Below are 24,951 nucleotides of genomic sequence, written 5' to 3'. Positions count from 1 at the left end.
CATCCTGTGTGAAGGTCGCCCCGGAGAAGTCAGCCTCCTGGGCGAAGGTCACCCAGGAGAAGTCAGCCCCCTGGGTGAAGGTCGCCTTGGAGAAGTTAGCCCTGGTGAAGGTTGCCCCGATGAAGTTAGCATGCTGGGTGAATTTCGCCCCGGAGAAGTCAGCCTCCTGGGCGAAGGTCACCCAGGAGAAGTCAGCCCCCTGGGTGAAGGTCGCCCCGGAGAAATTTACTATTGAAGTACCGAAATAACTGTCGTTGAAGTTAACAGGATAGAAGAAATGCGCATCTGAGAAGTCATAATCAAGATCTGACCAGGGACCTGATTTTGAATAATTTATAGATAGATGCTCGCGCATTTCTTTGATAATGCTTTGCCGTACCTGGCGTTCTTCTTCCAGAGCAGCTTTTTCTTGGGCAAAATATTGTTTATCTTCATTAAATTTTTCTATGTCACCGCCGAAATTCTTCTGTAGATCTTTTGCGTAGGGCGCATCTAGTTGTTCAGCGTGTTCTGCAAGAAGGAAAGGGGAACGGATATAGGCGCACAGGTTGTTGATAATGACCTGACCTTCTTTGCGGCGTTCCTCAACATTGGGGATAGTTTTATCATCTGCTAGCCATTCATCAACTAACCCTACGAGAGTGTAGACACCGCCAAGACGGATAGAAGCTTTATCGTTGGACAGCTGCTCGATCGCTGTAGTGTATCGACTGCGCCGCTCTGCATGTACCTGTCGTATATGATCTTGCTCGTTTTTAGCTTTATCTGCTTCAATTTTTTCGCGTTCTTTTGCGATGGTTTCGGTAAAATGGCGAGCTTGTTCGGCGAGTGTCTTTGCCTGGTGGTCTTGCGATGCCTGATAGTTCTGAATATCGGCATCTGCTTTTATTCTGTCTGTTGTGTTTTTGCGGTGAGTTTCCACGAGCCCCAGAACAGCAATAGTGCCACCGGTGACATAGAGGATATGAAGGCGAAGATTCGCGTCGGTTTCACCAGTTAAACCTGTAACGTAGAGTAACCAGGGTCCAAAAATTGCCAGAGCACCACCACTAACTGCAAGCCAGACTAATAGTCGTACAAAGTGCTTGCTAACAAAATTCTCGACTTTACCAACAGGATTAGTGATGTTGGTTTCTTCATGTTCTCTTGGTGTCTCTGTCATCTTGATGTGTTCCTAAGGAGCAATGATTTTCTTTGTTACAAGGAAATCTAATCTGTCATTTTATGTGGGTATACCGTTAGCTGTCATTGTCATCTTTCTGCTCTGAAGATCCGTCCGGGTCGAAAAGTATCGCACCTTTGGGAATCGTGAACTCAATGCCGTTATATTCCGGCTGGGGGTCTTCAAGAGTAATTTGTCGACTATCGGAAGATACATTGAAGTTATAACCTTCTGGATTGACCTTACGGGAGAACCTCGCTCCGAAGAAGTCAGCGTTTCGTGTGAAGATTGCCTCGGAGAAGTCTGCATCCTGAGTGAAAGTCGCCCTGGAGAAGTTAGTGTTTCGTGTGAATTTTGCCCTGGAGAAGTCTGCATCCTGAGTGAAGTCCGCCCCAGAGAAGTCAGCAACCTGGATGAAGATCGTTGCGGAGAAACCAGCAGCTTTGGCGAAGGTCACCCCAGAGAAGTCAGCCTCCCCGGTGCAAGTCACTTTGGAGAAGTCAGCCTTCTCAGTGAAAGTCACCCCAGAAAAATCTAAAAATGTGCAAATATGACTGCTCTCAAAATTAACAGGATAGAAGAATTTTGTATTTGAGAAGTCATAATTAAAAGCTGACCAAGGGCCTGGTTTTTCGGCATCGTGTAGATGCTCATGCATCTCTTTGATAATGCTTAGACGTACCTGGCGTTCTTCTTCCAGCGTTGCTTTGTGTTGCTTAAAGGTTTGCTTATCAGCATCGAACTTTTCTTTATCTCCGGCGAAATCTTTCTGTAGATCTTTTGTGTAGGGCTTATCTAGTTGCTCGGCGCGTTCTGCAAGAAGGAAAGGTGAGCGGATATAGGCGCACAGGTTGTTGATAATGACCTGGCTCTCCTTGCAGCGTCCCTCAATATTGGGGATGGCTATTTCATCTGCTAACCACTCATCTACCAACCCTACGAGAGAGTAGACACCACCAAGGCGAACAGATGCCTCATCGTTATAAAGTTGCTTGACTGCTGTGACGTACCGGCTGCGTCGCTCGGCGTGTATCTGCCGTATGCGATCTTGGTCGTGAGGAACGTCTGGGTCGAAGAGCTCTGCGTCTTTAGGGATGATGAACTTAATGCCGTTATATTCTTGTTCTTTGGTATCAATTTTATAGGGGCTATAATCCGAAACCTCGAAGTTATAATTTCGTGGTTCAGCATTACATGAGAACCTCGCTTTATAGTTTTTATTGTCTAGTGTGTATTCAAATATTGGTTTGTTTTCGAAAGTCGCTCGGTAGAAGTCAGCACTCTGGGCGAAGGTCACCAAGGAGAAGTCAGCATCCTTAGCGAAGGTCACCAAGGAGAAGCCAGCACTCTGGGCGAATGTTGCCCCATGAAAGTTTGAGAAAGCGTCAAAGTGGCTAAACATAAAATTGGTAGAGTAAAAGAAAAGGGCATTTGAGAAGTCGTAATCAAATTTTGACCAAGGGCCTGGTGCGCCGATGTCTTGTAATCGTTCGCGTATCTCTTTGATAATACTTTTTCGTACCTGACGTTCTTCTTCTAACGTAGCTTTATCTCGGGCGAAGGATCGTTTGTCTGCATCAAACTTTTCTATATCCCCGCCAAAATCGTTCTGTAGGTATTTTGCGTAGGGTTTATCTAGTTGGTTAGCTCGTTCTGCAAGTGGGAATGGAGAACGGATGTATGCGCATAGATTATTAATAATATTTTGTGTTTCTTTACGGCGTTCTTCTTCGTTGGGAAGAGTCTTCTCATCAGTCAACCACTCATCAGCTAAACCAGCAAGAGAGTAAACACCTCCAAGGCGAACAGAAATATTCTCGTTGAATAGATGTTCGATTGCTTTGGTATATCGGCTGCGGCGTTCAGCATGTACCTGTCGAGTGTGGTCTTGGTCGTTTTTATCTTTCTCAAGATTATTCTTGCGGTGTGTCTCTCCTAATGTGATGACACCTAAGAGTCCACCTACTGTATATATCAGTAGTTGGCGCAATACAGGACCGTCATCATCTTTGTTGAAACCTGAGTTGAGGACTATTGGAAGGAAAAATGCCCACGTGCCGCCGAGAATGGCAAGTGCTCCAAGCCATATGTAAAACGTTCTCAGCCATTCAAATTTTTTTATTACCTTTTCGGGTTTTTGTATATATCTCATGACTGACAGGATTACAAGCCCAATAGCTATAAGTACCAGGGGTACCGTTACAATCACCAGAGCCCAAAATGCTGTTCTGGAGTTTGTTGCACCCAAATCTGTTCCAGCCTTTCCTTCAACCTAGAGCGAACACTCACCCTCCATCATAGGGCGAGGGTGACCCTATGTATCGGATTTTCCGTTGTTAACCTCACGCACTGCGTGAGGTAGAGGCAGTGTTGCCCTGGTGATCGCGTGGATTATTGCCCATAAATCCCTTAGTTTTCGTGTCTTGTCGCTCCAGAATCACCAGCACATCGACCCTTGCCGCCTAACCCTAACCCCCATCCACTTCAAAAAATTGAGTCTTTTTCACTCAAGTCTGTTGACATACACCCAAACATGTGTAAGACTTGAGTACATGAGGCTCAAGGGGTCACTCACCGGGCAGCATCCCAGCACATCTTCACTGTGCATGCGCTCGGTCTAAAAACCCCTTACGCCCCGAAGATTTAACCAAGGAACCCGCCTCGCCAAGAAGCGGGGCATAACACTAAGGAGTACAAAACATGGCACGTGCAGTTGGTATTGACCTCGGCACCACTAACTCGGTCGTATCCACCCTTGAAGGTGGCGAACCGGAAGTTATCCCTAACGCTGAAGGCGCCCGCACCACCCCCTCCGTGGTCGCATTCTCCAAAGATGGCGACGTTCTGGTGGGCAGTGTAGCAAAGCGCCAGGCGGTCACTAACGTTGATCGCACCATCTCGTCCGTCAAGCGCCATATGGGCACCGACTGGACGACGGAAATTGACGGCAAGAAATACACCCCGCAGGAAATTTCTGCACGTATTCTGCAGAAGCTCAAGAACGACGCTGAAGCATACCTGAACGACAAGGTGACCGATGCGGTTATCACCGTTCCCGCATACTTCAACGACGCTGAGCGCCAGGCCACCAAGGAAGCCGGCGAAATCGCAGGTCTGAACGTTCTGCGTATCGTGAACGAGCCGACCGCAGCTGCACTGGCTTACGGCCTGGACAAGGGTAAAGAAGACGAACTGATTCTGGTCTTCGACCTTGGCGGCGGTACCTTCGACGTCTCCCTGCTTGAAGTTGGCAAGGACGAAGATGGCTTCTCCACCATTCAGGTGCGCGCAACCAGCGGCGACAACCGCCTGGGCGGCGACGACTGGGATCAGCGCGTTGTGGACTGGCTGCTTGAGCAGGTCAAGTCCAAGACCGGTGCAGACCTCTCCAAAGACAAGATCGCTCTGCAGCGTCTGCAGGAGGCAGCTGAGCAGGCTAAGAAGGAGCTCTCCAGCGCATCCAGCACCAACATTTCGCTGCAGTACCTCTCGGTAACCCCCGAAGGCCCGATTCACCTGGACGAGAAGCTCTCTCGCGCAAAGTTTGAGGACCTCACCAGCGACCTGCTCGAACGCACCAAGAAGCCCTTCCAAGACGTTATCAAGGAAGCAGGCATCAAGGTCTCGGATATTTCCGAGGTCGTGCTCGTGGGTGGTTCCACCCGTATGCCCGCAGTGGCTAACCTGGTGAAGGAACTCACCGGCCGCGAACCCAACAAGGGTGTTAACCCCGATGAGGTTGTGGCAATGGGTGCAGCCCTGCAGGCAGGCGTGCTCAAGGGCGACCGCAAGGACGTTCTGCTGATCGACGTGACCCCGCTGTCCCTCGGTATCGAAACCAAGGGTGGCGTGATGACCAAGCTGATCGAGCGCAACACCGCTATTCCGACCAAGCGTTCTGAGACCTTCACGACCGCTGAAGACAACCAGCCTTCCGTGTCGATTCAGGTGTTCCAGGGTGAGCGCGAATTCACCCGCGACAACAAGAACCTGGGTACCTTCGAGCTGACCGGTATCGCCCCCGCACCGCGTGGCGTACCCCAGATTGAGGTCACCTTCGATATTGACGCCAACGGCATTGTGCACGTCTCCGCAAAGGACAAAGGCACCGGTGCTGAGCAATCCATGACCATCACCGGCGGTACCTCCCTCTCGAAGGAAGACATTGACCGCATGGTCAAGGATGCTGAGGCTCACGCAGAGCAGGATAAGGCACGCCGCGAGGCAGCCGACACCCGCAACGCAGCCGAGTCTGTGGCATACTCCGTCGATAAGTTGCTGAAGGAGAACGGCGAGAAGCTGCCCGAAGACGTCAAGACTGAGGTTCAGGGCGATGTCGACGAGCTCAAGAAAGCTCTTGAAGGCGATGACGACGATGCCGTGAAGTCCGCTCTTGAGAAGCTGCAGGCATCCCAGACCAAGCTGGGCGAGGCTCTGTACGCTTCCGCACAGGCAGAGGCTAACGCAGACTCCGCTTCTTCCTCCAAGGAAGATGATGAAGATGTGGTAGATGCCGAGGTTATCGACGAGGACGAAGACGAGAAGAAGTAATCATGGCTGAACACGAAAACACTGCGGGAGACCCGCTGGAGGAGGCATTCAACGCCCCTGCCGCCGAGGGTCACCCCGAGGCCGAGGAAGCCCCTGCCGCAACCGATCAGGCTGCGGCGGGGGAAACCCCCGAGCCGAGTGAGGAAGCACCCTCAGAGGATGCGAAACTCGCGGCAGAACGCCTGGACAGCCTGCTTCGCCTGCAGGCGGAGTTCACGAACTTCAAGAACCGTGCCGCCCGCGAGAAGGAGCAGCTTCGGGAGTTCGTGGCGAGCGATATTGTGAGCCTGCTTCTGCCGGTGCTCGACGATATTGATGCCGCACGCAAGCATGGCGACCTGCAGGAAGGCCCCTTCGCCGCGATTGCCACCAAGCTTGAGGAAACTCTTAGCAAGCAGGGTGTGGAACGCTTCGGTGAGGTGGGCGAGCCCTTCGACCCGAATATTCACGAAGCGGTCATGCAGCAGCCGACCAGCGAGGTAGAACCGGACCACATTTCGATGGTTCTGCGATACGGGTACCGCGTGAAAGAGCGCGTGGTACGCACCGCCCAGGTTGCGGTGGCTGCCGCCGAATAAACACTCCGTAGAGCATACAGCGGGCGGGTTCTTGAGAAATTGAGAACCCGCCCGTTTGCCGCATATTTCCGCGGATTTTCTGGGATTTCTCTTCCAAAATTGAGTCTAGTAGACTAAACTTTATATAGGATTAAAAACTAAGGTTGTGCCCCTTTGGACGGGGCGTTACAAGAACCCCGGACGACGGGAAAGGAGAACACATGGCAAGCGAAAACTGGTTGTCAGAAGACTTTTACAAAACGCTCGGCGTGAAAGAAGACGCCTCTGAATCTGATATTAAAAAGGCCTACCGCAAACTCTCGCGCAAATACCACCCCGACCTAAACCCCGGGAACGAGACAGCCGAGAAGAAATTCAAGGAAGTCTCCGAAGCCTACGATGTGCTTTCGGATAAGAAGCAGCGCGAAGAATACGACCAGATTCGTAAATACGGTGCCGCAGGGTTCGCCAATGGCGGCTTCGGTGCGGGCGCTGGCGGATTTGGCGGTGCCGGTGGGTTCGGCGGATTTAACGGCCAAAACGTGCACTTCACCACCGGCGGCGGCGCCGAAGGCATCAACATTGAAGACCTGCTTGGCGGGCTCTTCGGTGGTGGTGCTGGAGGAGCGGGTGGTTCACGCCGTACCGCCGGGTTCACGAGTGCCGACTTTGGGGATGCCACCGGGTTCGGGGGCGCTCAAGGCTTTGGCGGCGGGCGCCAACATGCCCCGCAGGACAACAACCTTTCCACCAGCACGCGCATTACCCTGCCGCAGTCGTACACGGGCACCAAGGCGACCGTGTTCCTGCCGGACGGCACGAGTACTGAGGCGCGCATCCCGGCGGGCGTGAAGGACGGGCAGAAAGTGCGTGTGCGTGGCAAGGGACGCCCCGGAACTGGTGGTGACCTGATCGTGACCGTGCGCGTCTCGGATGACCCGCACTACAGCCGCGAAGGAAACAACCTGGTGCTGCGCGCCCCCGTCACCCTGGATGAGGCAGTCAATGGCGGTGTGCTGGAAGTGCCCGTACCCGGCGGTAAAACCGTCAAACTGCGGCTGACCCCCGGCAGCGTGGGTCGTAAACTGCGTGCGAAAGGACGCGGGTTCACAACCAAGTCAGGCACCGGCGACCTGCTGGTGATCCCCGAGGTACACCTGCCGCAGAACCTAAGCGATGAGGCGAAGGAAGCCTTCGAAAAGTTCATTGCTCTGGCGCCACAGGAGAACCCCCGTGAGGACCTTTTGAAGAAAGTTAGGTAGCTTATGAGTGCCCATAATAAGCAGTCATCGGCGTCTGCCTACAGCGCCGACCGGCCGGTTTTTGTGATTTCGGTGGCGGCGGAGCTGGCGGGCATGCACCCGCAGACACTCCGCCAATACGACCGCTTGGGGCTGGTGCAGCCTTCGCGTGCGCCGGGCAAGACCAGGCGCTATTCGCAGCGCGATGTGGATTTACTTCAGCGTATTCAGCAGCTCTCGCAGGAGGGCGTTTCGCTTGAGGGAATCCGCCGGATTATTGAGCTTGAAGAGATGGTGGAGGAACACCGGGATCATATTGCCCGCCTGCAGGCCCAGCTTGAGGATGCGCACGCCAAGTTGGGGCTGGCGGAACGAGTGTTCGCAGCCAGCACCCGCGGGGATGTGGTGAACATCCAGCGGGGGCGGCGCCCGGCACCGCGCAAACGCTCCTCGGCGGTGGTGCTGTACCGGCAGAAATAGTTTTACCGTGGGTGGTTCTCAACCGACGACAACGTAACGTGACATGTCAGCTTAGCCATGTGCTTACTTCACTCTTTACGAGTGTCAGGCGGGCGGCGTGCCTGACCCGACCACGGCGTAATCCTTTTCGGGGCAGCGATATCCTTTGCCTATATGCGAGTTGTCGGAGTTAACGCAGCGAAGCGAGTATGCCTCCGGCTGTTTGAGCAAGGGCAACATGGTATCGTTACCCCTTCCCAAGCAGATAACTTATTTACGCCTGTAGGTCAGGTCGTGGGCACGGCGGCCCGCCTCGCGAGCCTTCCTCTCAAAGCTAGTCAGGATGCGCCCCTCCCAGCGCGGCGCCCAACCACCCACGGGGTCGTCCTCGGTAGCGCCTTCACCGGCATGCATGTTCTCGAAATCGGGGTGCGCCTCCATGACGTCGCGCATTACGTGGGCGTATTCTTCCCAGTCGGTGGCTAGGCGCCAGATTCCGCCGGGTTTGAGCACGCGCGCAACCTTGTCGGCAAAAGCGGGGGAGACCAGGCGGCGTTTGTGGTGGCGTGACTTGTGCCAAGGGTCGGGGAAGAAAACCCAGAGCTCATCAACCGAATTTTCTTCCAGCATGTTATCGAGCAGTTCGGGGGCGTTAGCCTGAGCGACGCGCACATTCTCAACCCCGGCTTGCCCCATCTTGAGCAGCAGATCCGCAATGCCGGGGGTGTAGACCTCAACGGCAAGGAAGTTTGCCTCGGGCATTTCGGAGGCGCGGTGCACGATTGCTTCGCCCAGCCCGGAACCGATTTCGACAACCTGGTAGGCTTCGCGCCCGTAGATTGTGACCGGGTCGAAGGTGGCTTCGGGGGCTACAGAGGTATCTGCCCGCAGCCGGGGTATATCGAGCACATGGGTTTGGGAGTAGGTGTCCCACGCTTTTTGGCGGCGCGAGGTCAGGCGGTCGCCGCGGCGCACGAAGGAATAAGGCTGGCGGAAGAACTCGGGCGGTACCGTTTTCTTCTCGGGCGTCTGGGATGCATCGGCGTTAGCCGATGCGGTGGTCTGCGCGTTCTGCTCTTGAGATGACATACCTATCAGGATAACGTAGCGGCGCGCGGAGAGAGGCACTGTTAAAAATTCTGGGGAGTTAAAAATTTCGGGAGCAGTTTTTCATTGTACTGAAGAAACTGCCCCCGTTTTGCCTTTGCGACCGCAAATTCGCCGTGCAGGCTACTTTTTCTTGCTGGAGAACAGCAACGCCAGACCCGCGCCGAGAATCACGATGTTGTTGGCGAGCTGCTGCCCATCCAGGGTGGGGCGGAATGCGCCGTCATGCATGTCGGGGTTGCGGAAGTACATGGTCATGAGGTTCGCGCCGAAGGCTGTCAGCCCTGCACCCGCGAGGCGGGCAGGAATAAAGGGGGTCAGCAGGGTGGCGCCGAGTGCGGTTTCCGAGTAGGAAATAAGTTTGCCGAAGGTTTTGGGGTCGAGCTTGGCGACGGCGGGCACACCGGATGCCGCCATCTGCTGCAGATATGCGTAGGTACCTTCGTCGGCGCCGAGTTTCTTGATGCCTGCATCGAGCACGAGCGCGCCCGTGGTGAGGCGCAGTGCAGCATTTGATAGTTTACCCATGAGTGAGTGTCCTCCTGATGTTTTGTGATGAGATGAGTGATGCGGTGTTTCCGCACCGGGCATTGCAATTGTAGCGGCAAACCTCAGGAAAGTTTATTTAATCGTAAAGTTTTAACATAATTTTTGCGGTAAGCATTATTTTTCAGCGTTTTAGCGGGGGAGAGTGCTGGCTGAGAGAAGCATCGTCGGCGTGTCGCCACCCCCAGATAGCATAGGCTTAGCCAAGGTTCATGCGAGGTATGCATCTTTTGCGGGTAGAATTCTGTGTAGTCATGGCGTAACGATGCGATTTTCCGTGAGCCGTGCTCGTGCGAAAATCTGAACTGCATCGTGATGCCCCGAAGGTCGGGGCTTCCTGTTGAGGTTGTAGCCCGCAGGGCAGAGCACACACAGAAAAGAGGAATAGTGACACAGCGGCCTTCCAAGCATACAGTTACCGAGAATGAGAGTTCCACGGGTGAAGAGAGCCTGCAGCGTGGATTAAGTTACAGGCATATCCAGCTCATCGCTATCGGCGGTGCAATTGGTACGGGGTTATTTTTAGGATCGGCGAAGACTATTTCGCTGACGGGCCCTTCCATCGTATTTGTCTATGCGATTATTGGCATCATTATCTATTTTGTGCTGCGTGCGATGGGCGAGATTCTGCTGTCGAACCCTAAGTACAAGTCATTTACCGATTTCGTATCTGATATTTTGGGTACTCGCGCGGGCTTTTTCGTCGGCTGGTCGTACTGGTTCTTCTGGGTGACCACGGGTATTGCGGATGTGCTGGCGATTACGGATTACACGCATTACTGGTTCCCCGAGCTGCCCTCATTTATTCCTGCACTTATTGTGATCGGGGCGCTGTTGGCACTGAACCTGCCGTCGGTGAAAAACTTCGGTGAGATCGAGTTCTGGTTCTCCATGGTTAAGATCGTGTCGATTCTGGCGCTTATCGCCGTGGGTGCCGTGATGGTCGTGTTCGGGTTTACGAGCCCGGATGGAACGGTCGCCTCGATCACGCACCTGTGGGATCGTCCGGGACCTTCGGGCAACGGGGTGTTTATTCACGGTCTGACGGGGTTCTTAGGCTCGTTCCAGATTGCGTTGTTCGCGTTCGTGGGCGCTGAGCTGGTGGGTACCGCCGTGGCAGAAACGAAGAACCCCGAACGTACCCTGCCGCGCGCAATTAACGCCGTGCCGCTGCGCATGGTGCTGTTCTATGTGCTGCCGCTGTCGGCGATTCTTGCGGTGACTCCCTGGGATAAACTCGACCTTAATATGAGTCCTTTCGTGGGGATGTTCTCACTGGCGGGTGTGTCAATTGCCGCCTCGCTCATTAACTTTGTGGTGCTGACGTCGGCAACGTCTTCGGCGAACTCAGGTATTTTTTCGACCTCGCGCATGGTGTATGGGCTGGCGGAGGATGGGAATGCGCCTTCCTTCCTGAAGAAGCTCTCGAAGAACGGCGTACCCACGAACGCCCTGTACCTGACGACGGTTCTTCTGCTCTTTAGCCTGGTGATGCTGGCGTTTGGGCGTGAGCTTCTGGAAGCGTTTACTGTCGTGACTTCGGTGGCCTCAATTATGGGTATTTTCACATGGTCGATGATTCTGGTGTCGTACCTGGTATACCGCAAGAAGTTCCCTCAACGGCATGAATCCTCTCAGTATAAGATGCCGTTCGGTCGCACGATGAGCTGGGTTGGCTTGGTGTTCTTCGCTCTGATGATCTATGCCCTGAGCTTGCAGCCAGAAACCGGGTTGGCTCTGGCGCTTAGCCCTATATGGTTTATCGGCGTCGAGCTTGGGTACGAGGTGATGGTGCGCCGTCATGCACGTAAGCGCCTTCTTACGGAGTCGGCGCGGGCGGAATCTGAGTAGCGAGTCTTATTTATTCCTTATTAGCGGGCGGGATGCGGTGCGTAGAGAAAACGTGCGGCATCCCGCCCGCTGTATCTTATGGGGCGATGGCATACGGCATGTACCAGAACAGACCCCAATATGTATAGATATTCTTAAATTTGTATAGAAATCATATATGATGAGAATTTTTCTTTTGAGAATGTGGCGAGCTAGGCAATAAAGGGATGTACCTCACGTGCGCTGTGTTTTCCGAAAGTAAGGCTTATTGTCAAGGGTTTTTCACAGATTCCTTCCGAAATTTTTTGAATTTCGATATAAAGATTTTATTATTCGTGACGCATGCTATAGATACGCGACACACTTCTTGGAGATAATTACACAATACCGTCCCTGTTATGTAGAATATATATTCAAAAGTTGTGATAGCTCACCGTATCTTACGGGCTGAGTGCTGCACTTGCCGCCCCGAAAGCCGGGGCTGTCCCGCTCGGCTGCGGGACCCAACCACGAAAGAGGAACTGTCATGCAGCAACCTCACGATAATGCCGCATCGGCGGCAGACACGACAGATAATGCTGAAGAACTGCACCGCGGGCTGAGCAACCGACACATCCAGCTCATTGCTATCGGCGGTGCTATTGGTACCGGGCTCTTCATGGGTTCCGGTAAAGCAATTTCTAAAGCCGGTCCATCTATCCTCTTGGTTTACATGGTTATCGGCGCCGCTATCTTCTTGGTGCTGCGTGCGATGGGTGAGATCCTTCTATCAAACCTGAAATATAAGTCATTCTCAGACTTTGCTACCGACCTGATCGGGCGCCCCGCAGGGTTTTTCCTCGGGTGGTCGTACTGGTTCATGTGGGTAGTCACCGCGGTCGCAGATATTATCGCAATCGTGGGCTATACCGAGCTGTGGTGGCCCGATTTACCGAAAGCGGTTCCAGCACTCGTCGTGATTATTGCGCTGCTAGCGCTGAACCTGCCCTCGGTGAAGAACTTCGGTGAGATCGAGTTCTGGTTCGCCATGATTAAGATTGTTGCCATCTGCGCCCTCATTATCGTGGGTGCCATTATGGTTGCTACGAGCTTCACGACACCCAGCGGTGCTCACGCTCAGGTAGCCAACCTATGGAACGACGGTGGGTTCTTCCCCAACGGTGCCACCGGATTCTTAGGCGCCTTCCAGATCGCGGTCTTCGCCTTTATGGGGTCCGAGCTGGTAGGTACTACCGCCGCCGAAACCCAGAACCCCACGGTGACCCTGCCGAAGGCTATTAACTCAGTGCCGGTTCGTATTCTCATCTTCTACGTGGGTGCCCTGATCGTTATTCTGATGGTAAACCCCTGGCGTGAAATTGATCCGGCCAAGAGCCCCTTCGTGACCATGTTTACCCTCGCCGGTATTGCCATTGCGGCGCATATCGTGAACGTTGTGGTGCTGACCTCGGCAACATCATCGGCGAACTCGGGTATCTTCTCGACCTCGCGCATGGTGTACGGTCTCTCCCAAGAAGGTTACGCGCCGAAGTTCCTTGGTAACCTTTCCGGTGGCGGCGTTCCCCGCAATGCGCTGTTCCTCACCTCGATTCTGCTACTCTCCAGCATCGCCCTGCTCTATGCTGGCGACTCGATTATTGAGGCGTTCACGCTGGTCACCACGATGGCGGCAGTACTTGTGATCTTCGTATGGTCGATGATCCTCGTCAGCTATCTGTGCTACCGCGCGAAGCGCCCCAACCTGCACCGGGAAACCACCTATCCCATGCCCGGCGGCGTGGTGGCATGCTGGATCGTGCTTGCGTTCTTTGCTTTCATCATTGGGATTCTTGCTACCGATAAAGACACTCTCACCGGTCTGATGCTCATGCCCATCTGGTTCATCCTGCTGACTATCGGGTGGTTCGTGAAGAACAGCATCAACCCCGAAATCCCGGAGACCAGCATTACGCAGTCGCATCCGGTGGTGGATATGAAGGCACCGAAGAACAACAAGTAAGGACACTTCGGCGAATATCTGTTCCGCATTACTTCCGGTATAAAAAGGCTCTTGATGTGACTAGGGCGGCGTTACTAACGCTTTATTCACATCAAGAGCCTTTTAGCGCTATAGGGGAGGAGAAACGGAAGAATCCGCGCCCCGGCTTAACCCGCTTCGGTACCCGAGGTATCCTCGGCATCCAACACCAGGTCATCCGTGCGGTAGTAGTCCCAACGGGAACAGCCCATACCCCAGCGCATCGCCTGTACTACATCCTGCGCGGCCTCATGCGGGTCAAAAACATTCCGATTCCACATAGGCTGCATGGGGGTCGGCGCCGCCCACCCGTGCGAACGCAGGTAATTGGTACTGAACTTGGGCAGAACCTCAGCCTCCATTGCGATTTCGCACAGAAACCCGGCGGGGGAGCGGTAGATACATACAAGCGGCATCGCGTTAGCATGCGCGGCGCTCGTGAGCACATAGTAGGTGCGCAGATGCCTGCTCCAGGGCAGGCTCGCCAAACGCTGACCGAGTGAGTTCGTCACCTCGTCCCAACGGTCACGGACAGAAACCGTCTGCTCAGACTTCACAACCCCAATACCCTGCACCGCAAGCTGCTCGGGCGAAATACTGGGCGGATGTGGCGGCACCCGCACCGGTGCGACCTCTCTCTTCGTCATCTGCAGGGCATCGGTCACCATTGTGCGGCCCACCTGCAAGGCGGTACGCCACGACCCGTACTTCGCGCGCACCGCCGCTAGAAACGGCACCCGGCCCAGATTACTGCGCATGGTAGACCAGGTTCCGTAGGCAAGCACCGTCGGCTGCCGATCATACCGAATACAGTAACTCATGAAACTGCCCAGCTGGTTGCGGAATTCCATATCCGTGAGCGAAGTACCGCCCAGCTGCCAGTTGTATTCCTCATAATCGGGCGGACACACACCGGTGCGCAGCATGGCGGTTGACCATCCGCCATCACCCAGCTGATCACGAATGCTCTCGCAGGAGGGCGGCCATACAAACGAACCGTGCGCCACGTCTTGGGACTCAGCCGGAAGATGCTGGCACACATCGCGGTAGGTAAGCTCGTCAAGCTGCGTATATGGATGCAGCGCCAAGTACTTGAGTCCAGCACCCACCTTCCCTAGAATCAGGGCGATATTCTGCGGTGAAACCCGTGCGCTCTCCAATAAGCGCAGCATATCCGCCATGACCGTTGCATCCAGAGTTGTTGCGGCATAGGAACCATCAGGTGCCAAACCGTAAGCCTCTGCTACCGCATACCAGACGGCGGTCGCCAGCAAAACATGGGTGGGAGTCTGCTCGCCGTGTGAACCAAACTCCCACATGCCAGAATCTAAAGCAAAATCAAGATGTTCCCGGTTAACCTGCGGAAAAAGAACACGAATACGCCGGTGCGTTTCGCTCGGAGTCCAGCCCTGCGCAGCCAATGCGGTAATCAGCGTGCCAAATTGCTGATGAAATTCGGCGTACCCCGGCGGCAAGGACGAACGTGAAGGCGCCTGTGCGCGATCGTCAGCACGACCATACATGCGAAACCTTCTTTCGGGCGGCTATTTCAGCCAGTCCACCGTGAACCGGCTACCGTCATGTCATCTTCTATGCCCCGGCGCATAACTTCTGCACAATCGCCGGACTATCTGAAAAATAGCGATGTGATGTTATTACCCATTCTAGATGCGGGACCATAGCTGTAAAATTTATTACGCTCCGATGCGCAACATACCCCGCGCCGCACGCCCCGCAAGACTGGCACAGCACCCCCGAGAATGCGAAACTGAGAGAATGAGCGAAAAACACGAGCGCACCGAAGCTACGAACACCCGCATCCTGACGATGCTCTCTAACGAACTAGACCTCAAACCCACGCGTGTTCGTGCCGCCGTAAACCTGCTCGACTCCGGATCTTCGGTTCCGTTTATCGCTCGATACCGCAAAGAAGCTACGGGCGCGCTCACCGACACCCACCTGCGTGCTATCAGCACCCGGCTTGATGCCCTGCGTGCGCTCGAAACTCGCCGCGAGAATATTCTCAGCTCGCTTGCTCAACGCCGCGAAGACGGGCTGATCGATCCGCTTACCTACGAACAACTCATCACGGGGGTGGGGGCGGCATCCAGTAAACAAGACCTCGAAGCGCTCTACGCGCCCTACCGGAGTGAGCGCATCACCAAGGCGCAGCGTGCCCGCGCGGCAGGTCTGGAGGCGCTCGTTGAAGATCTGCTCGAAGTTCCGCTTGCCGGGGTCTACAATATTGCCGCAGCCTATGTGGACGAACCGGATGAAACTGACGATAAACATGCTGCAGATGCCGGAAAATCCGAAGACACCGGAATTACAACGGTGGAAGAAGCCCTTGACGGTGCCCGCGCTATCCTGATCGACCGGGCGCTGACCGACCCAACGCTCGCCGAACGTCTTCACGAAAGAATGGTTGCCACCGGAATGATCTCTAGTCGAGTTATCGCCGGGAGAGAAGCCGAAGGGGCAAAATTTGCCGACTATTTCGACTTCTCCGATAGTATCAGGCGTATCCGCCCGCACCGGGTTCTCGCCCTGCTTCGCGCCAAAGAAGCCGGAATCGTGCGGCTCAGTATTGACGGTGCCACACCAGCTCCGCCCCTGAGCAAACTCCGCGGAGAAGCGCGTGCTGCTGCGCTTGCCCTCGCCGAAAATTACGAGAACGTTCGTTCGGGATACGAGCGTGAAGTTGCCGCCGCGCTGCGCATACCCGTGCAGGTTCTCAACACCGTCGACAGTGAAGACCGTGTGCTCGGCTGGCTTGCCGCAACCGTGCGCACCGCATGGCGTAAACGGCTACACCCCCGCCTGGCAGACCGCATACGCAATGCCCTCTTCGAGATGGCAGAACGCGAAGCCATCACCGTTTTCGCCTCGAACCTGCGCGACCTTCTGCTTGCCGCGCCCGCCGGGCAAAAAGTCACCCTCGGGCTTGACCCGGGGCTGCGTAACGGCGTGAAATGCGCAGTTATTGACGGCACCGGGCACGTTCTGAAAACTTTTACGGTGTACCCGCACGCGCCTCGATACGACCGTGCCGGTGCGCTCGCTGCCCTTGAGGATGCGGTGCTCACCCACGGCGTGGAACTTATCGCCATTGGCAATGGCACCGCCTCACGTGAGACGGATAAACTTGCCGCCGAGCTGCTGGCGAAGCTGCGTTCTCAGGGGTATAAGGCGGCGCAGAAGGTTACCGTCTCAGAAGCGGGGGCATCCGTATATTCGGCCTCTGAAATCGCCAGCGAAGAGCTGCCCGATCTTGACGTAACGGTACGCGGCGCGGTCTCGATCGCTCGGCGGCTGCAAGACCCGCTCGCCGAACTCGTCAAAATTGATCCCCAGTCCTTAGGCGTGGGGCAGTACCAACATGACGTCAGCGTGACCGCTTTAAGACGCGCCCTCGATAATACGGTTGAGGACTGCGTAAACGCGGTGGGGGTCCACCTAAACAGCGCATCCGCCGCACTGCTTGCGCGTGTTGCCGGTTTTAACCGCACGATTGCCGAAAATATCGTGGCGTACCGGGACGAACATGGGGCTTTCACCACCCGGGAAGAGCTTCTGAACGTGCCTCGGTTAGGGGCTAAAGCCTATGAACAGGCGGCGGGATTCGTGCGGATTCTGCACGGTACCGAACCGCTGGATGCCTCTGCCGTGCACCCCGAGTCGTACCCTGTTGCGCGGCGTATTATCGCCGATGCGCGGCGGAATCACGGGGCGCTCTGGCAATCCGGGCGGCTTATCGGCAGTGACGGGGAAGACCCGCTCACCGCGCTCGACCCCGCCGACTATGTGAACGAGAGCATCGGTGAATACACCGTGCGCGATATTTTTGAGGAGTTGCGCCGCCCCGGGCGTGACCCGCGCCCCGAATTTCGTACCGCACACTTCTCTGAGGATATCTCTCGCTTTGAGGACGTAACCGTTGGGATGGTGCTTGAGGGAACCGTCTCGAACGTCGCGGCTTTCGGTGCCTTCGTCGATATCGGAGTGCACCAAGACGGACTGATTCATATCTCGCAGATGAGCCGCGAGTATGTTGCGAACCCGCACGATATTGTGCGAAGCGGCGATATCGTGACTGTGAGAGTTGTTGAGGTGGATGCGTCTCGCCGCCGTATTTCGCTCTCGCTGCTGGTAGATGAGGGTGGCTCGGGTCGCTCGGAGACGGCGCATAAGAAAACGAATAAACGTTCTTAATAGGGTTGAACCCCGAATGCGCGTCGCAGGAACGGGCATCCGGTAGCGCGTATTCTGGATGCGGCACCCGACGACACCTTAGTGCATGTCCGTCCTTCGGTCGTGGGGCGACCTCAGTCCTCTTGTAATGCGCTTTCGGTGCGTCTGGAACCACATCCATCTTCTTAGAGTCTCGTGTACTTACCCGGCGCGAGTTGTTGCGGATGTGATCGTTCGCTCCTCACTGCGCTTCCGCAACAACTCACGGCAGAGCTTCGCGGTACGTTGCGCCTAGAATTTAGGATTCTCAGGGTCCGGACCTATGCGACCATCCTTCCGCGTAAGCCCATCAATCGCCGCAATATCTGCTGTATCCAGGGTGACATTAGCGGCCGCAAAGTTCTCGGCAATGCGCGCAGGAGTAACCGACTTCGGGATCGCCACGATCCCCTTCGCCAGATGCCAGGCGAGCACAGCCTGCGCCGGAGAGATACCGTGCTTACCCGCAATCTCAACGATCACCGGGTCTTTCAGAATCTCGCCACCCTGACCGAGCGGCGACCAAGCCTCAGTCACAATACCAAACTCACTGTGCACCGCGCGCATATCTTCCTGTGAGAAATACGGGTGCAGCTCAATCTGGTGAATCGCCGGGGTCACGCTGGTATCGGCGATAATTTCGCGCAGCTGAGCCTGCGGAAAGTTAGAGACGCCAATCGAACGCACCTTACCCTGCTTTTTCAACTCAATGAGCGCCCGCCACGACTCCAGATAGGTGCCCTGCTGCGGCATAGCCCAGTGAATCAGATACAGATCCACGTAATCGGTGCCGAGCCGCTCTAGCGATGCATCAAGCGCGGCAATAGCCTTCTCAAAACCCTGATCCGAGTTCCACAGCTTGGTGGTGAGAAAAATATCCTCGCGCGGCACGGAGCTGGCGGCAATACCGCGACCTACCCCAACCTCGTTCCCATAGATGGATGCAGTATCGATGTGGCGGTAACCTGCTTCGAGAGCCGTACCGACAGCATCGGCGGCACCATTATCCTCAATCTGCCACACACCATACCCAAGCTGAGGGATGCTGTTGCCGTCATTGAACGTGATGTTTTTGACCATTACTTCTCCTGAAAGTTGATGGGGACTGACGTTTTCAACGGTACCCCTGGATGCGCTCGCACGCTAGGGTGACGGGCGCATCCAGCCCAGCGCGAAACCGGTAAGCCCCTCCCAGGCGCATAAAAAGAGCCTTTATTTATATAAAGCGTGAAAAATCCCGCTTTATTCGCCATCAAGAGCCTTTTAGATTCAGAAAAGACAAAAAGTATGAGCTGTAGAGATAAACGGGATTTGATTCCTGTCGAGCAGTAAGTCACATGACTATAGTCATACATTCTTACTGACGTTACGGCACTGCCTGTAGAGAGTCTTCTTCGAGAGACTGGAATAGCCGGGATAGAAAAGGTTTCTATCCAATCGGTGTTCTAAGGAGAATATGATGACTGCACTAGTCACCACTAAAGTCAATGCTCTTGCAGCTGCACGTACTTTCGGGACGGCAGCGGGTAGCCCCGCTCACCGCCGTGCACTTGTGGCAAACCCCAGCGAGGTTTTGGCTGAAGCAGGCGTTGTTCCCTCAGGAACTCAGGTTCGCCTGGTAGAAGATGAAACCCTAACTCTGGGGCATCACAAGGTTGTTAATGACGGGGAAGAACTCGTCATCGCAATCGCTCCCGCTGTCGAAGAAGAGCTTGATACCACCGATTCACCTGAAGACGGTATTTGCTGGTGCTGCTGCTGCCCTTGCTAAGTTCTGAAGGGCTATAAACAACGATGGGAACCAGGCTATTAAAGCTTGAGTACTAGCCTGGTTCCCACCCCGGATACACAGTGAAGGAAGATCATGAAAAAGCGTTCAACAGGTCGTTGGGTTTTTCGTGGAGCGTTACTTGTCGGATTTTTGCTTATTAACGCTTCAGCCAATCATTGGTGGCCGTTCCTATGACTTTTACATATGACAACGGATTAGTTCAGATGCCTGAACCCCCGCATCTTTTTACATCCGCTTGGTACGAATCTCCTATTTCGAGTGCTCTAGCCTGGCAGAGCCACGCTCCTGAGGGCATTGGGGCATCAGATATTTCTGGCGTTTTGTTGGCCACTCGGTTTGAGAGTGTTAAAACGGTTTTGCATGATGACCAAAGGTTCTCTGCCGTGGGACAAAAATATTTGAGCCAAATGCAGTCTCAGGCACACTACGCGAAACCTGAGCCTGCAGATTTTCAGATCCCTCAAACTCAGCAAAGATTCTTAGCGCATATGGATGGATCACCTCTTCGCCAGATGCGCAAAAGGTTACGTACGCCTTTTACCGCTGCGAATTCTAAGAAAGCGGTAGAACGTTGTCGAGATGCTATTGAGCAGTCCGTCACGATGCTCGCGCAATCGAAAAAACTAGATCTTGCAGGGTGGTGTGATGATCTCGCGGTATCCCTGATTAGTGTTCTTATCGGGTATGAAGGAGATATTATCGAGCTTTCTCGATGGTGCCGAAAACGGGGTGCTGTCCCGAGCAAACGAGAGGGGAAACTCTCTGCTCCAGATGCGCATCAGCTCTTCGCCGAAGACGTTATGGGTGCAGGAGGGTTCTACCATCAGTATCGTCACGACGGTATGCCCCACGATGCAGCAGTCGAAATTGTCAGTATGCTCGCCTCAATCACCCATGAGAGCTTGCAATGGGCTATGACTAACGTTTTGACCGTACTGACACAGCGTAACCTTTGGGAAACAGTAAATTACGAGAACTCTATCGCTATGGTTGATGAGGCACTGCGCCTATACACGCCTACTGCAGCGTTAGGACGCCTCGCTACTGTCGATACCAAAATAGATGGAACGTCCATTCATGCGGGGGAATTAATCGTGTGTTTACTTCATGCCGCACAACACGATTCCAGAATGTTCCCAAACCACGATGAGTTTACGCCCGGTAGGCCGCATGCGTCAGAAGTAACCTTTGGGATGGGACCTCACGCATGCCTCGGATTCCCCATCGCCCGTCCTCTCATGGGGTCAGTTGCCCATAAAATCGCAGAATCTGCGTGTACTTTACGGCTTGGTGAAAATCCTGAACCACTACCGGAGATGATTAACTCTACGTGGATCCAAATGCCAGTACACCTTATACCTTCAATCTCTGGGGAGAATCTTTATGCAGGGATATGAGCAATACAGTGTTATCGCTGAGAACATTCACCAAAATTATAGTGATGTGAAGGTGCTTAAAGGCGTCAACCTCGCGGTCGAAAGGGGAGCAGTTCACGGTATTCTCGGGCCTAACGGCGCGGGGAAAAGCACCTTTGTGGATTTGTGCACCGGATCTTCTAAACCTACAAGCGGTACGATGCAGGTCCTCGGCGTTGATCCGCATCGTAACTCTGCCCTTGTGCGTTCGCATATGGGTATTGTGATGCAGGAAGCGGCATTCCCGACTGGGCTCAAAGTCAAAGATGCTGTCACCTGCTGGCAGCGTTATATGTCTGCAACAGAATACACAGTGCCTGAGTTTTTCGATCTTGAGAAACTAGCGGATCGTAGAATCCATGAGCTTTCCGGTGGCGAAAGGCGCAAACTTGACCTGTATCTGGCTATGATGGGCAATCCTTCTCTGCTTATTCTTGACGAACCCACAACTGGACTTGATCCGTTAGCACGTAGAGATGTGTGGGAGGTTATTCAGCATCTTGCCGAAACAGGTACTACCATATTGCTTACTTCTCACTATCTTGATGAAGTTTCGGCTCTCTGTCAGCAACTTTCTATTCTCCTTAACGGGCAGATTGTTGCGAGCGGAACCCCAGCGCAGATTGCTAAAGAATACAGTCACACACGGCAAGGCTGGGTAGAACTCTCGGACTGCCAGAACGCCCAAGCCCTTGGTGGAGAACTTTCTTCGCAGAGCGGGTACAAGAATATACGTGTTCATGATGCCACGGTTTCATTCGATGTAGAGTCCCCAACAGGTCTACAAAACTTATTTGCAACATCCGCATATCGTGATGCTGTCCTTGATTTTGCGCTCAGCGACTATTCACTTGAAAACGCGTACGGCAGCATTGTGCGATCTACGGATGCCCCGCAGGGTATAGGTAGTACCCGCACGGACTAGGAAGGCCACTTACGTGAGTGCCACAATCTCAAACTTCGCACGGAGTCTGTATGCGCAAATAGCCATGCAGCTGACCGTCTTTATCCGCAATATGCGGAGTGTTTTTTTCACCTTAGCCTTCCCCATTATGATGATCGTGCTCTTCGCCAGTGGATCTTCAGGACAGGCTAATATTCCCGCTCAGCAGGGAATTAACGTAACAATGGCAAGCTGGACTATCGTGGGCTTGTGCTGCTACACGCTCTTGATGGGTACATTTGTGCGTGTAGCAGGTGATATGGCGGCGCAGCGCTCGACCTCTCTCCTGAAACGCCTGCGACTTCGGAGCACATCGGATGCCGCAGTAATCGCTGGTTACATTGTGACTGCATCCATCATTGCCCTAGCGTGTACTTTAATCCTTATTGTCTTTGGTATGGCGGTGTATCACCTGCCTATGCCTAAAAATATTCCACTGACGATATTGGTTATTCTGCTGACTACGGTGGTGCTATCGCTCATCGGTGCTGCGTACGCATCGTTTATTCCCAGTGCAGAAGCAACTCAGATTATGCTGTTACCGCCTGCTCTAGTTTTGATGTTCCTCTCAGGTATCTTCCAACCTGTATGGACTATCCCAGCTGGCCTACGAGACTTTGCAGGATGGTTCCCCCTTGTGCACTTAACGGATGCATTACGTTCCGCGTGGTTCGGGCTCGATGTGGCACACGCGCAGGTAAGTGATACTGGATTAACCATCCCTTCAGGAACCCAGTTCATCAGTACTCAAGGGATGCTGGTTATTGGTTTATGGTGTGCAGTTTCACTTATTTTTGCGATTACTAAATTCCGGTGGGATCCCCGACAACACTAGGAGAGAACTATGATAACCGCATCGTTAGATAACCATTCTGAGACCGCTGAGCTATATTCCCAAGGAACTGAACGATATGTAAGGAACCCACAATTCCACTTTACTCAGCAGACCCGGGAAAATCGCACGACAGTTGTTGCTTCTTCGCCCGAAACAACAGTGCTGCTTGAAGGGACTGAGGCTGAATTCATCGCTGAAGTTGACGGGAAAACCTTGGAAGATATGATGCGTTTACCCCGCTGGGCAGCGGATCTTCCACTCATGTTTGCTCTTGCGGCTCAGCTGCAGTATCGCGGGCTTATTATGACTGAGACTCAACTTTCAGACCATACTACGCAGGGAAATATTGAGATTATTGACGTTACTCGTGCCCGAGTTCTTGAGTCTTTCTCTGCCTCGCCTCAAGACGGCATACGAGTTATTGATGGGCACACAGTTCCTAGGGTGAATTCGGGTTTGCCAGCGGTGATTGTCTGCGAAGATATGATTTCTCCCGCTGCCGAAAAGCTGTCTCGGAAGTATGAAGCGGCGGGGCATCTGTACTGCCTAGTGCAATTACAGGGAGCGGATGCTCTCATAAGCCCAGTGCTGGGGACTTCGTCGAGCGTACCTTATGACCAGCTCAAGCATAGTCTTCAAGTTAACGCACAGTATGCTCTTTCGGGCGGTAAACTTCTAGACAATGTTATGGGGGCGGCCTCAGTAACTCCGCGTTCCGTGGTGCGCTCACTTATCTGGTTGGCAATTCAGCGAATGAAGACATCAGAGCCCGCAGAGCGTACAGTCTTACGTTTTAAAAACGGTCTCTTTGAAGGGGAGCACTACGTCATGACGGGTGCCAAGACTACTAAAGCTCAACCGTTGAACCTTGACGCGCAGGCTAAAAAAATTGACCTGAGCTTCAATCCCGTCAACGACGCTGGACGCGCAAAATCTACCCGAGAGACCTGGGAAACCTATCGACATCTTGTATCTGATGTAACAGGAGTCGTGTCAAGCCTTAAACGTTTGGTACCTGAGGACGAAGAACTCTTGGTACACGTTTATGGGGCGGGACATAACTGGGCACTCAATCATGGAAGCTCTGAAGAATTCACACGTAGCTTACGCGGTCGTTCTTCGGGTAAAGGAACCACCGATTTAGGTGCCCGAGTATCCGGTTTGGCAGAAGCTATTGAACGTCATAGTGCGATCTCTGACGGCACTGAAGCCCGTTTACACACCAGCTATAAAGACTTGGGGGAGCACGCTCTAGACCCTCGAACCCTGACACAGTTCTCTCAGGATCAATACGAGCAACGGGATGTTCTCAACCAAGTGAAGGATCCATATCACTGGGTTCCAGAAAAATTCGATCCCACAGCAGAGATTGATTGGATGCCTGTTTGGCGGCCCGCATGTGATGAAACTGCCTGGATTCCTGCAGCATACTCGTTATTCATGTTTGATCATGGAGCGATGCTGCCAGGTGCAAAATGCCCGCTTGGACAGAAAATGATGCGCTCAGATTCAAACGGTCTCGCAAGCGGTTCTACCCCAGGCGATGCCGCCGCGCAGGCTCTGCTTGAACTTATTGAGCGCGATGCCGTTGCTATTTGGTGGTACAACAAAATTCCCCGCCAGATAATGGCACCAGAGTTTACGAATACACCTTTTATTCAGCGTACCCGAGAATGGCTGCGAAGTATTGGCCGCAACCTAGAGATTCTAGATATCACAACAGACATAGGTATTCCTGTAGCTGCCGCTGTAGCCCCTAAACCTGGGGGTGTGTCCGATCAGATCATTCTGGGGTTCGGCGCGCATCCTAACCCTGAAATTGCTGCAACCCGTGCAGTAACAGAGGCTCTGCAGTTTATGTGTGCCCTGCCAGCGCAATTTAGGACCGCAGAAGGTATGGATCTAGACCTCCTTAAAATTTCGGTAGATGATGCTGCTAGTCATTGGCTTCAAAACGCTAAACTAGACGATAATCCTCATCTTGTACCTGATCCACAGGCACTTAACGTAGAGCATGTACCGTGGAAGCAAGCCGACCCCCAACGTATTATTGCGCGTCTAGAAGATGTCGGTTTACCTGTGTACCTTCAAGAGCTTACACGTCCTTATATTGGGCTTCCTGTAGTACGTGCTCTAGTCCCGGGGCTGCGTCCGTGGTGGAGGCGCTTAGCAACGGGACGACTCTACGATGTGCCGGTTCAATGCGGATGGCTTGCCCAGCCCACCCAAGAAACTGACCTCAATCCGACCTCCATGTTCTTCTAGA

18 protein-coding genes are annotated in these 24,951 nt (G+C 53.9%); 12 read left to right on the top strand and 6 right to left on the bottom strand.

Annotated elements, in window-relative coordinates; all coding sequences use genetic code 11:
- Together HMPREF2756_RS05265 and HMPREF2756_RS11465 are read right to left on the bottom strand one after the other, a co-directional pair.
- Window positions 1-1,162, bottom strand: a 1,162-nt coding sequence (locus tag HMPREF2756_RS05265; RefSeq protein WP_210393528.1) for a pentapeptide repeat-containing protein, incomplete at its 3' end; no start/stop codon positions are given.
- Window positions 1,163-1,238: 76 nt separating this feature from the next.
- On the bottom strand, window positions 1,239-3,410 hold the full coding sequence (locus HMPREF2756_RS11465; protein ID WP_070619038.1) for a pentapeptide repeat-containing protein: 2,172 nt from the start codon (window positions 3,408-3,410) through the stop codon (window positions 1,239-1,241).
- A 452-nt stretch (window positions 3,411-3,862) separates the two neighbouring features.
- On the opposite strand from HMPREF2756_RS11465, the gene dnaK reads away from it, so the two are divergent.
- The 4 genes from dnaK (at window position 3,863) to HMPREF2756_RS05240 (ending at window position 7,991) form a co-directional block, all read left to right on the top strand.
- Window positions 3,863-5,713, top strand: a complete 1,851-nt coding sequence (gene dnaK, locus HMPREF2756_RS05255) for a molecular chaperone DnaK (RefSeq protein ID WP_048778456.1) — start codon at window positions 3,863-3,865, stop codon at window positions 5,711-5,713.
- Between the two features lie 2 nt (window positions 5,714-5,715).
- A complete protein-coding gene (locus HMPREF2756_RS05250; protein ID WP_070619035.1) occupies window positions 5,716-6,291 on the top strand; it encodes a nucleotide exchange factor GrpE in 576 nt (191 codons plus the stop codon).
- 200 nt (window positions 6,292-6,491) lie between these two features.
- Window positions 6,492-7,532, top strand: a complete 1,041-nt coding sequence (locus tag HMPREF2756_RS05245; RefSeq protein WP_070619032.1) for a DnaJ C-terminal domain-containing protein — start codon at window positions 6,492-6,494, stop codon at window positions 7,530-7,532.
- A 3-nt stretch (window positions 7,533-7,535) separates the two neighbouring features.
- The gene (locus HMPREF2756_RS05240) at window positions 7,536-7,991 is read left to right on the top strand and encodes a heat shock protein transcriptional repressor HspR (RefSeq protein ID WP_070619029.1); all 456 of its coding nucleotides are present in this window, start codon (window positions 7,536-7,538) and stop codon (window positions 7,989-7,991) included.
- Between the two features lie 249 nt (window positions 7,992-8,240).
- Here the strand turns inward: HMPREF2756_RS05240 and trmB are convergent, their stop codons facing one another.
- Together trmB and HMPREF2756_RS05230 are read right to left on the bottom strand one after the other, a co-directional pair.
- Complete coding sequence (trmB, locus tag HMPREF2756_RS05235) at window positions 8,241-9,059, bottom strand: tRNA (guanosine(46)-N7)-methyltransferase TrmB (RefSeq protein WP_070619072.1); 819 nt, start codon at window positions 9,057-9,059, stop codon at window positions 8,241-8,243.
- A 141-nt stretch (window positions 9,060-9,200) separates the two neighbouring features.
- Window positions 9,201-9,605 carry a hypothetical protein gene (locus HMPREF2756_RS05230; protein WP_070619022.1) on the bottom strand — a complete coding sequence of 135 codons (405 nt, stop codon included), beginning with the start codon at window positions 9,603-9,605 and terminating at the stop codon, window positions 9,201-9,203.
- A 405-nt stretch (window positions 9,606-10,010) separates the two neighbouring features.
- Between HMPREF2756_RS05230 and HMPREF2756_RS05225 the strand changes: the two genes are divergently transcribed.
- Entirely contained in the window at window positions 10,011-11,474 is a 1,464-nt protein-coding gene (locus tag HMPREF2756_RS05225; RefSeq protein ID WP_070619019.1) for an amino acid permease, read from the top strand.
- Window positions 11,475-11,979: 505 nt separating this feature from the next.
- A complete protein-coding gene (locus tag HMPREF2756_RS05220) occupies window positions 11,980-13,452 on the top strand; it encodes an amino acid permease (protein WP_070619017.1) in 1,473 nt (490 codons plus the stop codon).
- A 146-nt stretch (window positions 13,453-13,598) separates the two neighbouring features.
- Here the strand turns inward: HMPREF2756_RS05220 and HMPREF2756_RS05215 are convergent, their stop codons facing one another.
- On the bottom strand, window positions 13,599-14,993 hold the full coding sequence (locus HMPREF2756_RS05215; RefSeq protein ID WP_246825851.1) for a TY-Chap domain-containing protein: 1,395 nt from the start codon (window positions 14,991-14,993) through the stop codon (window positions 13,599-13,601).
- 253 nt (window positions 14,994-15,246) lie between these two features.
- Between HMPREF2756_RS05215 and HMPREF2756_RS05210 the strand changes: the two genes are divergently transcribed.
- Window positions 15,247-17,682, top strand: a complete 2,436-nt coding sequence (locus tag HMPREF2756_RS05210) for a Tex family protein (RefSeq protein ID WP_070619015.1) — start codon at window positions 15,247-15,249, stop codon at window positions 17,680-17,682.
- 270 nt (window positions 17,683-17,952) lie between these two features.
- Here HMPREF2756_RS05210 and HMPREF2756_RS05205 read toward each other — a convergent pair whose 3' ends face one another.
- Entirely contained in the window at window positions 17,953-18,780 is an 828-nt protein-coding gene (locus HMPREF2756_RS05205) for an aldo/keto reductase (RefSeq protein WP_013398540.1), read from the bottom strand.
- Window positions 18,781-19,156: 376 nt separating this feature from the next.
- Between HMPREF2756_RS05205 and HMPREF2756_RS05200 the strand changes: the two genes are divergently transcribed.
- From HMPREF2756_RS05200 to HMPREF2756_RS05180, 5 genes are all read left to right on the top strand, one after another.
- The gene (locus HMPREF2756_RS05200) at window positions 19,157-19,471 is read left to right on the top strand and encodes a hypothetical protein (protein WP_141747823.1); all 315 of its coding nucleotides are present in this window, start codon (window positions 19,157-19,159) and stop codon (window positions 19,469-19,471) included.
- A gap of 191 nt (window positions 19,472-19,662) precedes the next feature.
- Entirely contained in the window at window positions 19,663-20,889 is a 1,227-nt protein-coding gene (locus HMPREF2756_RS05195) for a cytochrome P450 (protein ID WP_083301672.1), read from the top strand.
- Entirely contained in the window at window positions 20,876-21,832 is a 957-nt protein-coding gene (locus tag HMPREF2756_RS05190; RefSeq protein ID WP_070619008.1) for an ABC transporter ATP-binding protein, read from the top strand. The genes HMPREF2756_RS05195 and HMPREF2756_RS05190 overlap by 14 nt, the downstream gene beginning before the upstream one ends.
- Window positions 21,833-21,845: 13 nt before the next feature.
- Window positions 21,846-22,685, top strand: a complete 840-nt coding sequence (locus HMPREF2756_RS05185; protein WP_070619005.1) for an ABC transporter permease — start codon at window positions 21,846-21,848, stop codon at window positions 22,683-22,685.
- Window positions 22,686-22,694: 9 nt separating this feature from the next.
- The gene (locus HMPREF2756_RS05180; protein WP_070619002.1) at window positions 22,695-24,950 is read left to right on the top strand and encodes a YcaO-like family protein; all 2,256 of its coding nucleotides are present in this window, start codon (window positions 22,695-22,697) and stop codon (window positions 24,948-24,950) included.
- The last annotated feature ends 1 nt before the right edge of the window (window position 24,951 follow it).

Origin of the sequence: Rothia sp. HMSC067H10 (genome assembly GCF_001810635.1) — a bacterium.
GTDB lineage: Bacteria > Actinomycetota > Actinomycetes > Actinomycetales > Micrococcaceae > Rothia > Rothia dentocariosa.
Note: the sequence above shows the minus strand (reverse complement) of the source record. Positions and strands in the feature narration are given on the sequence as shown.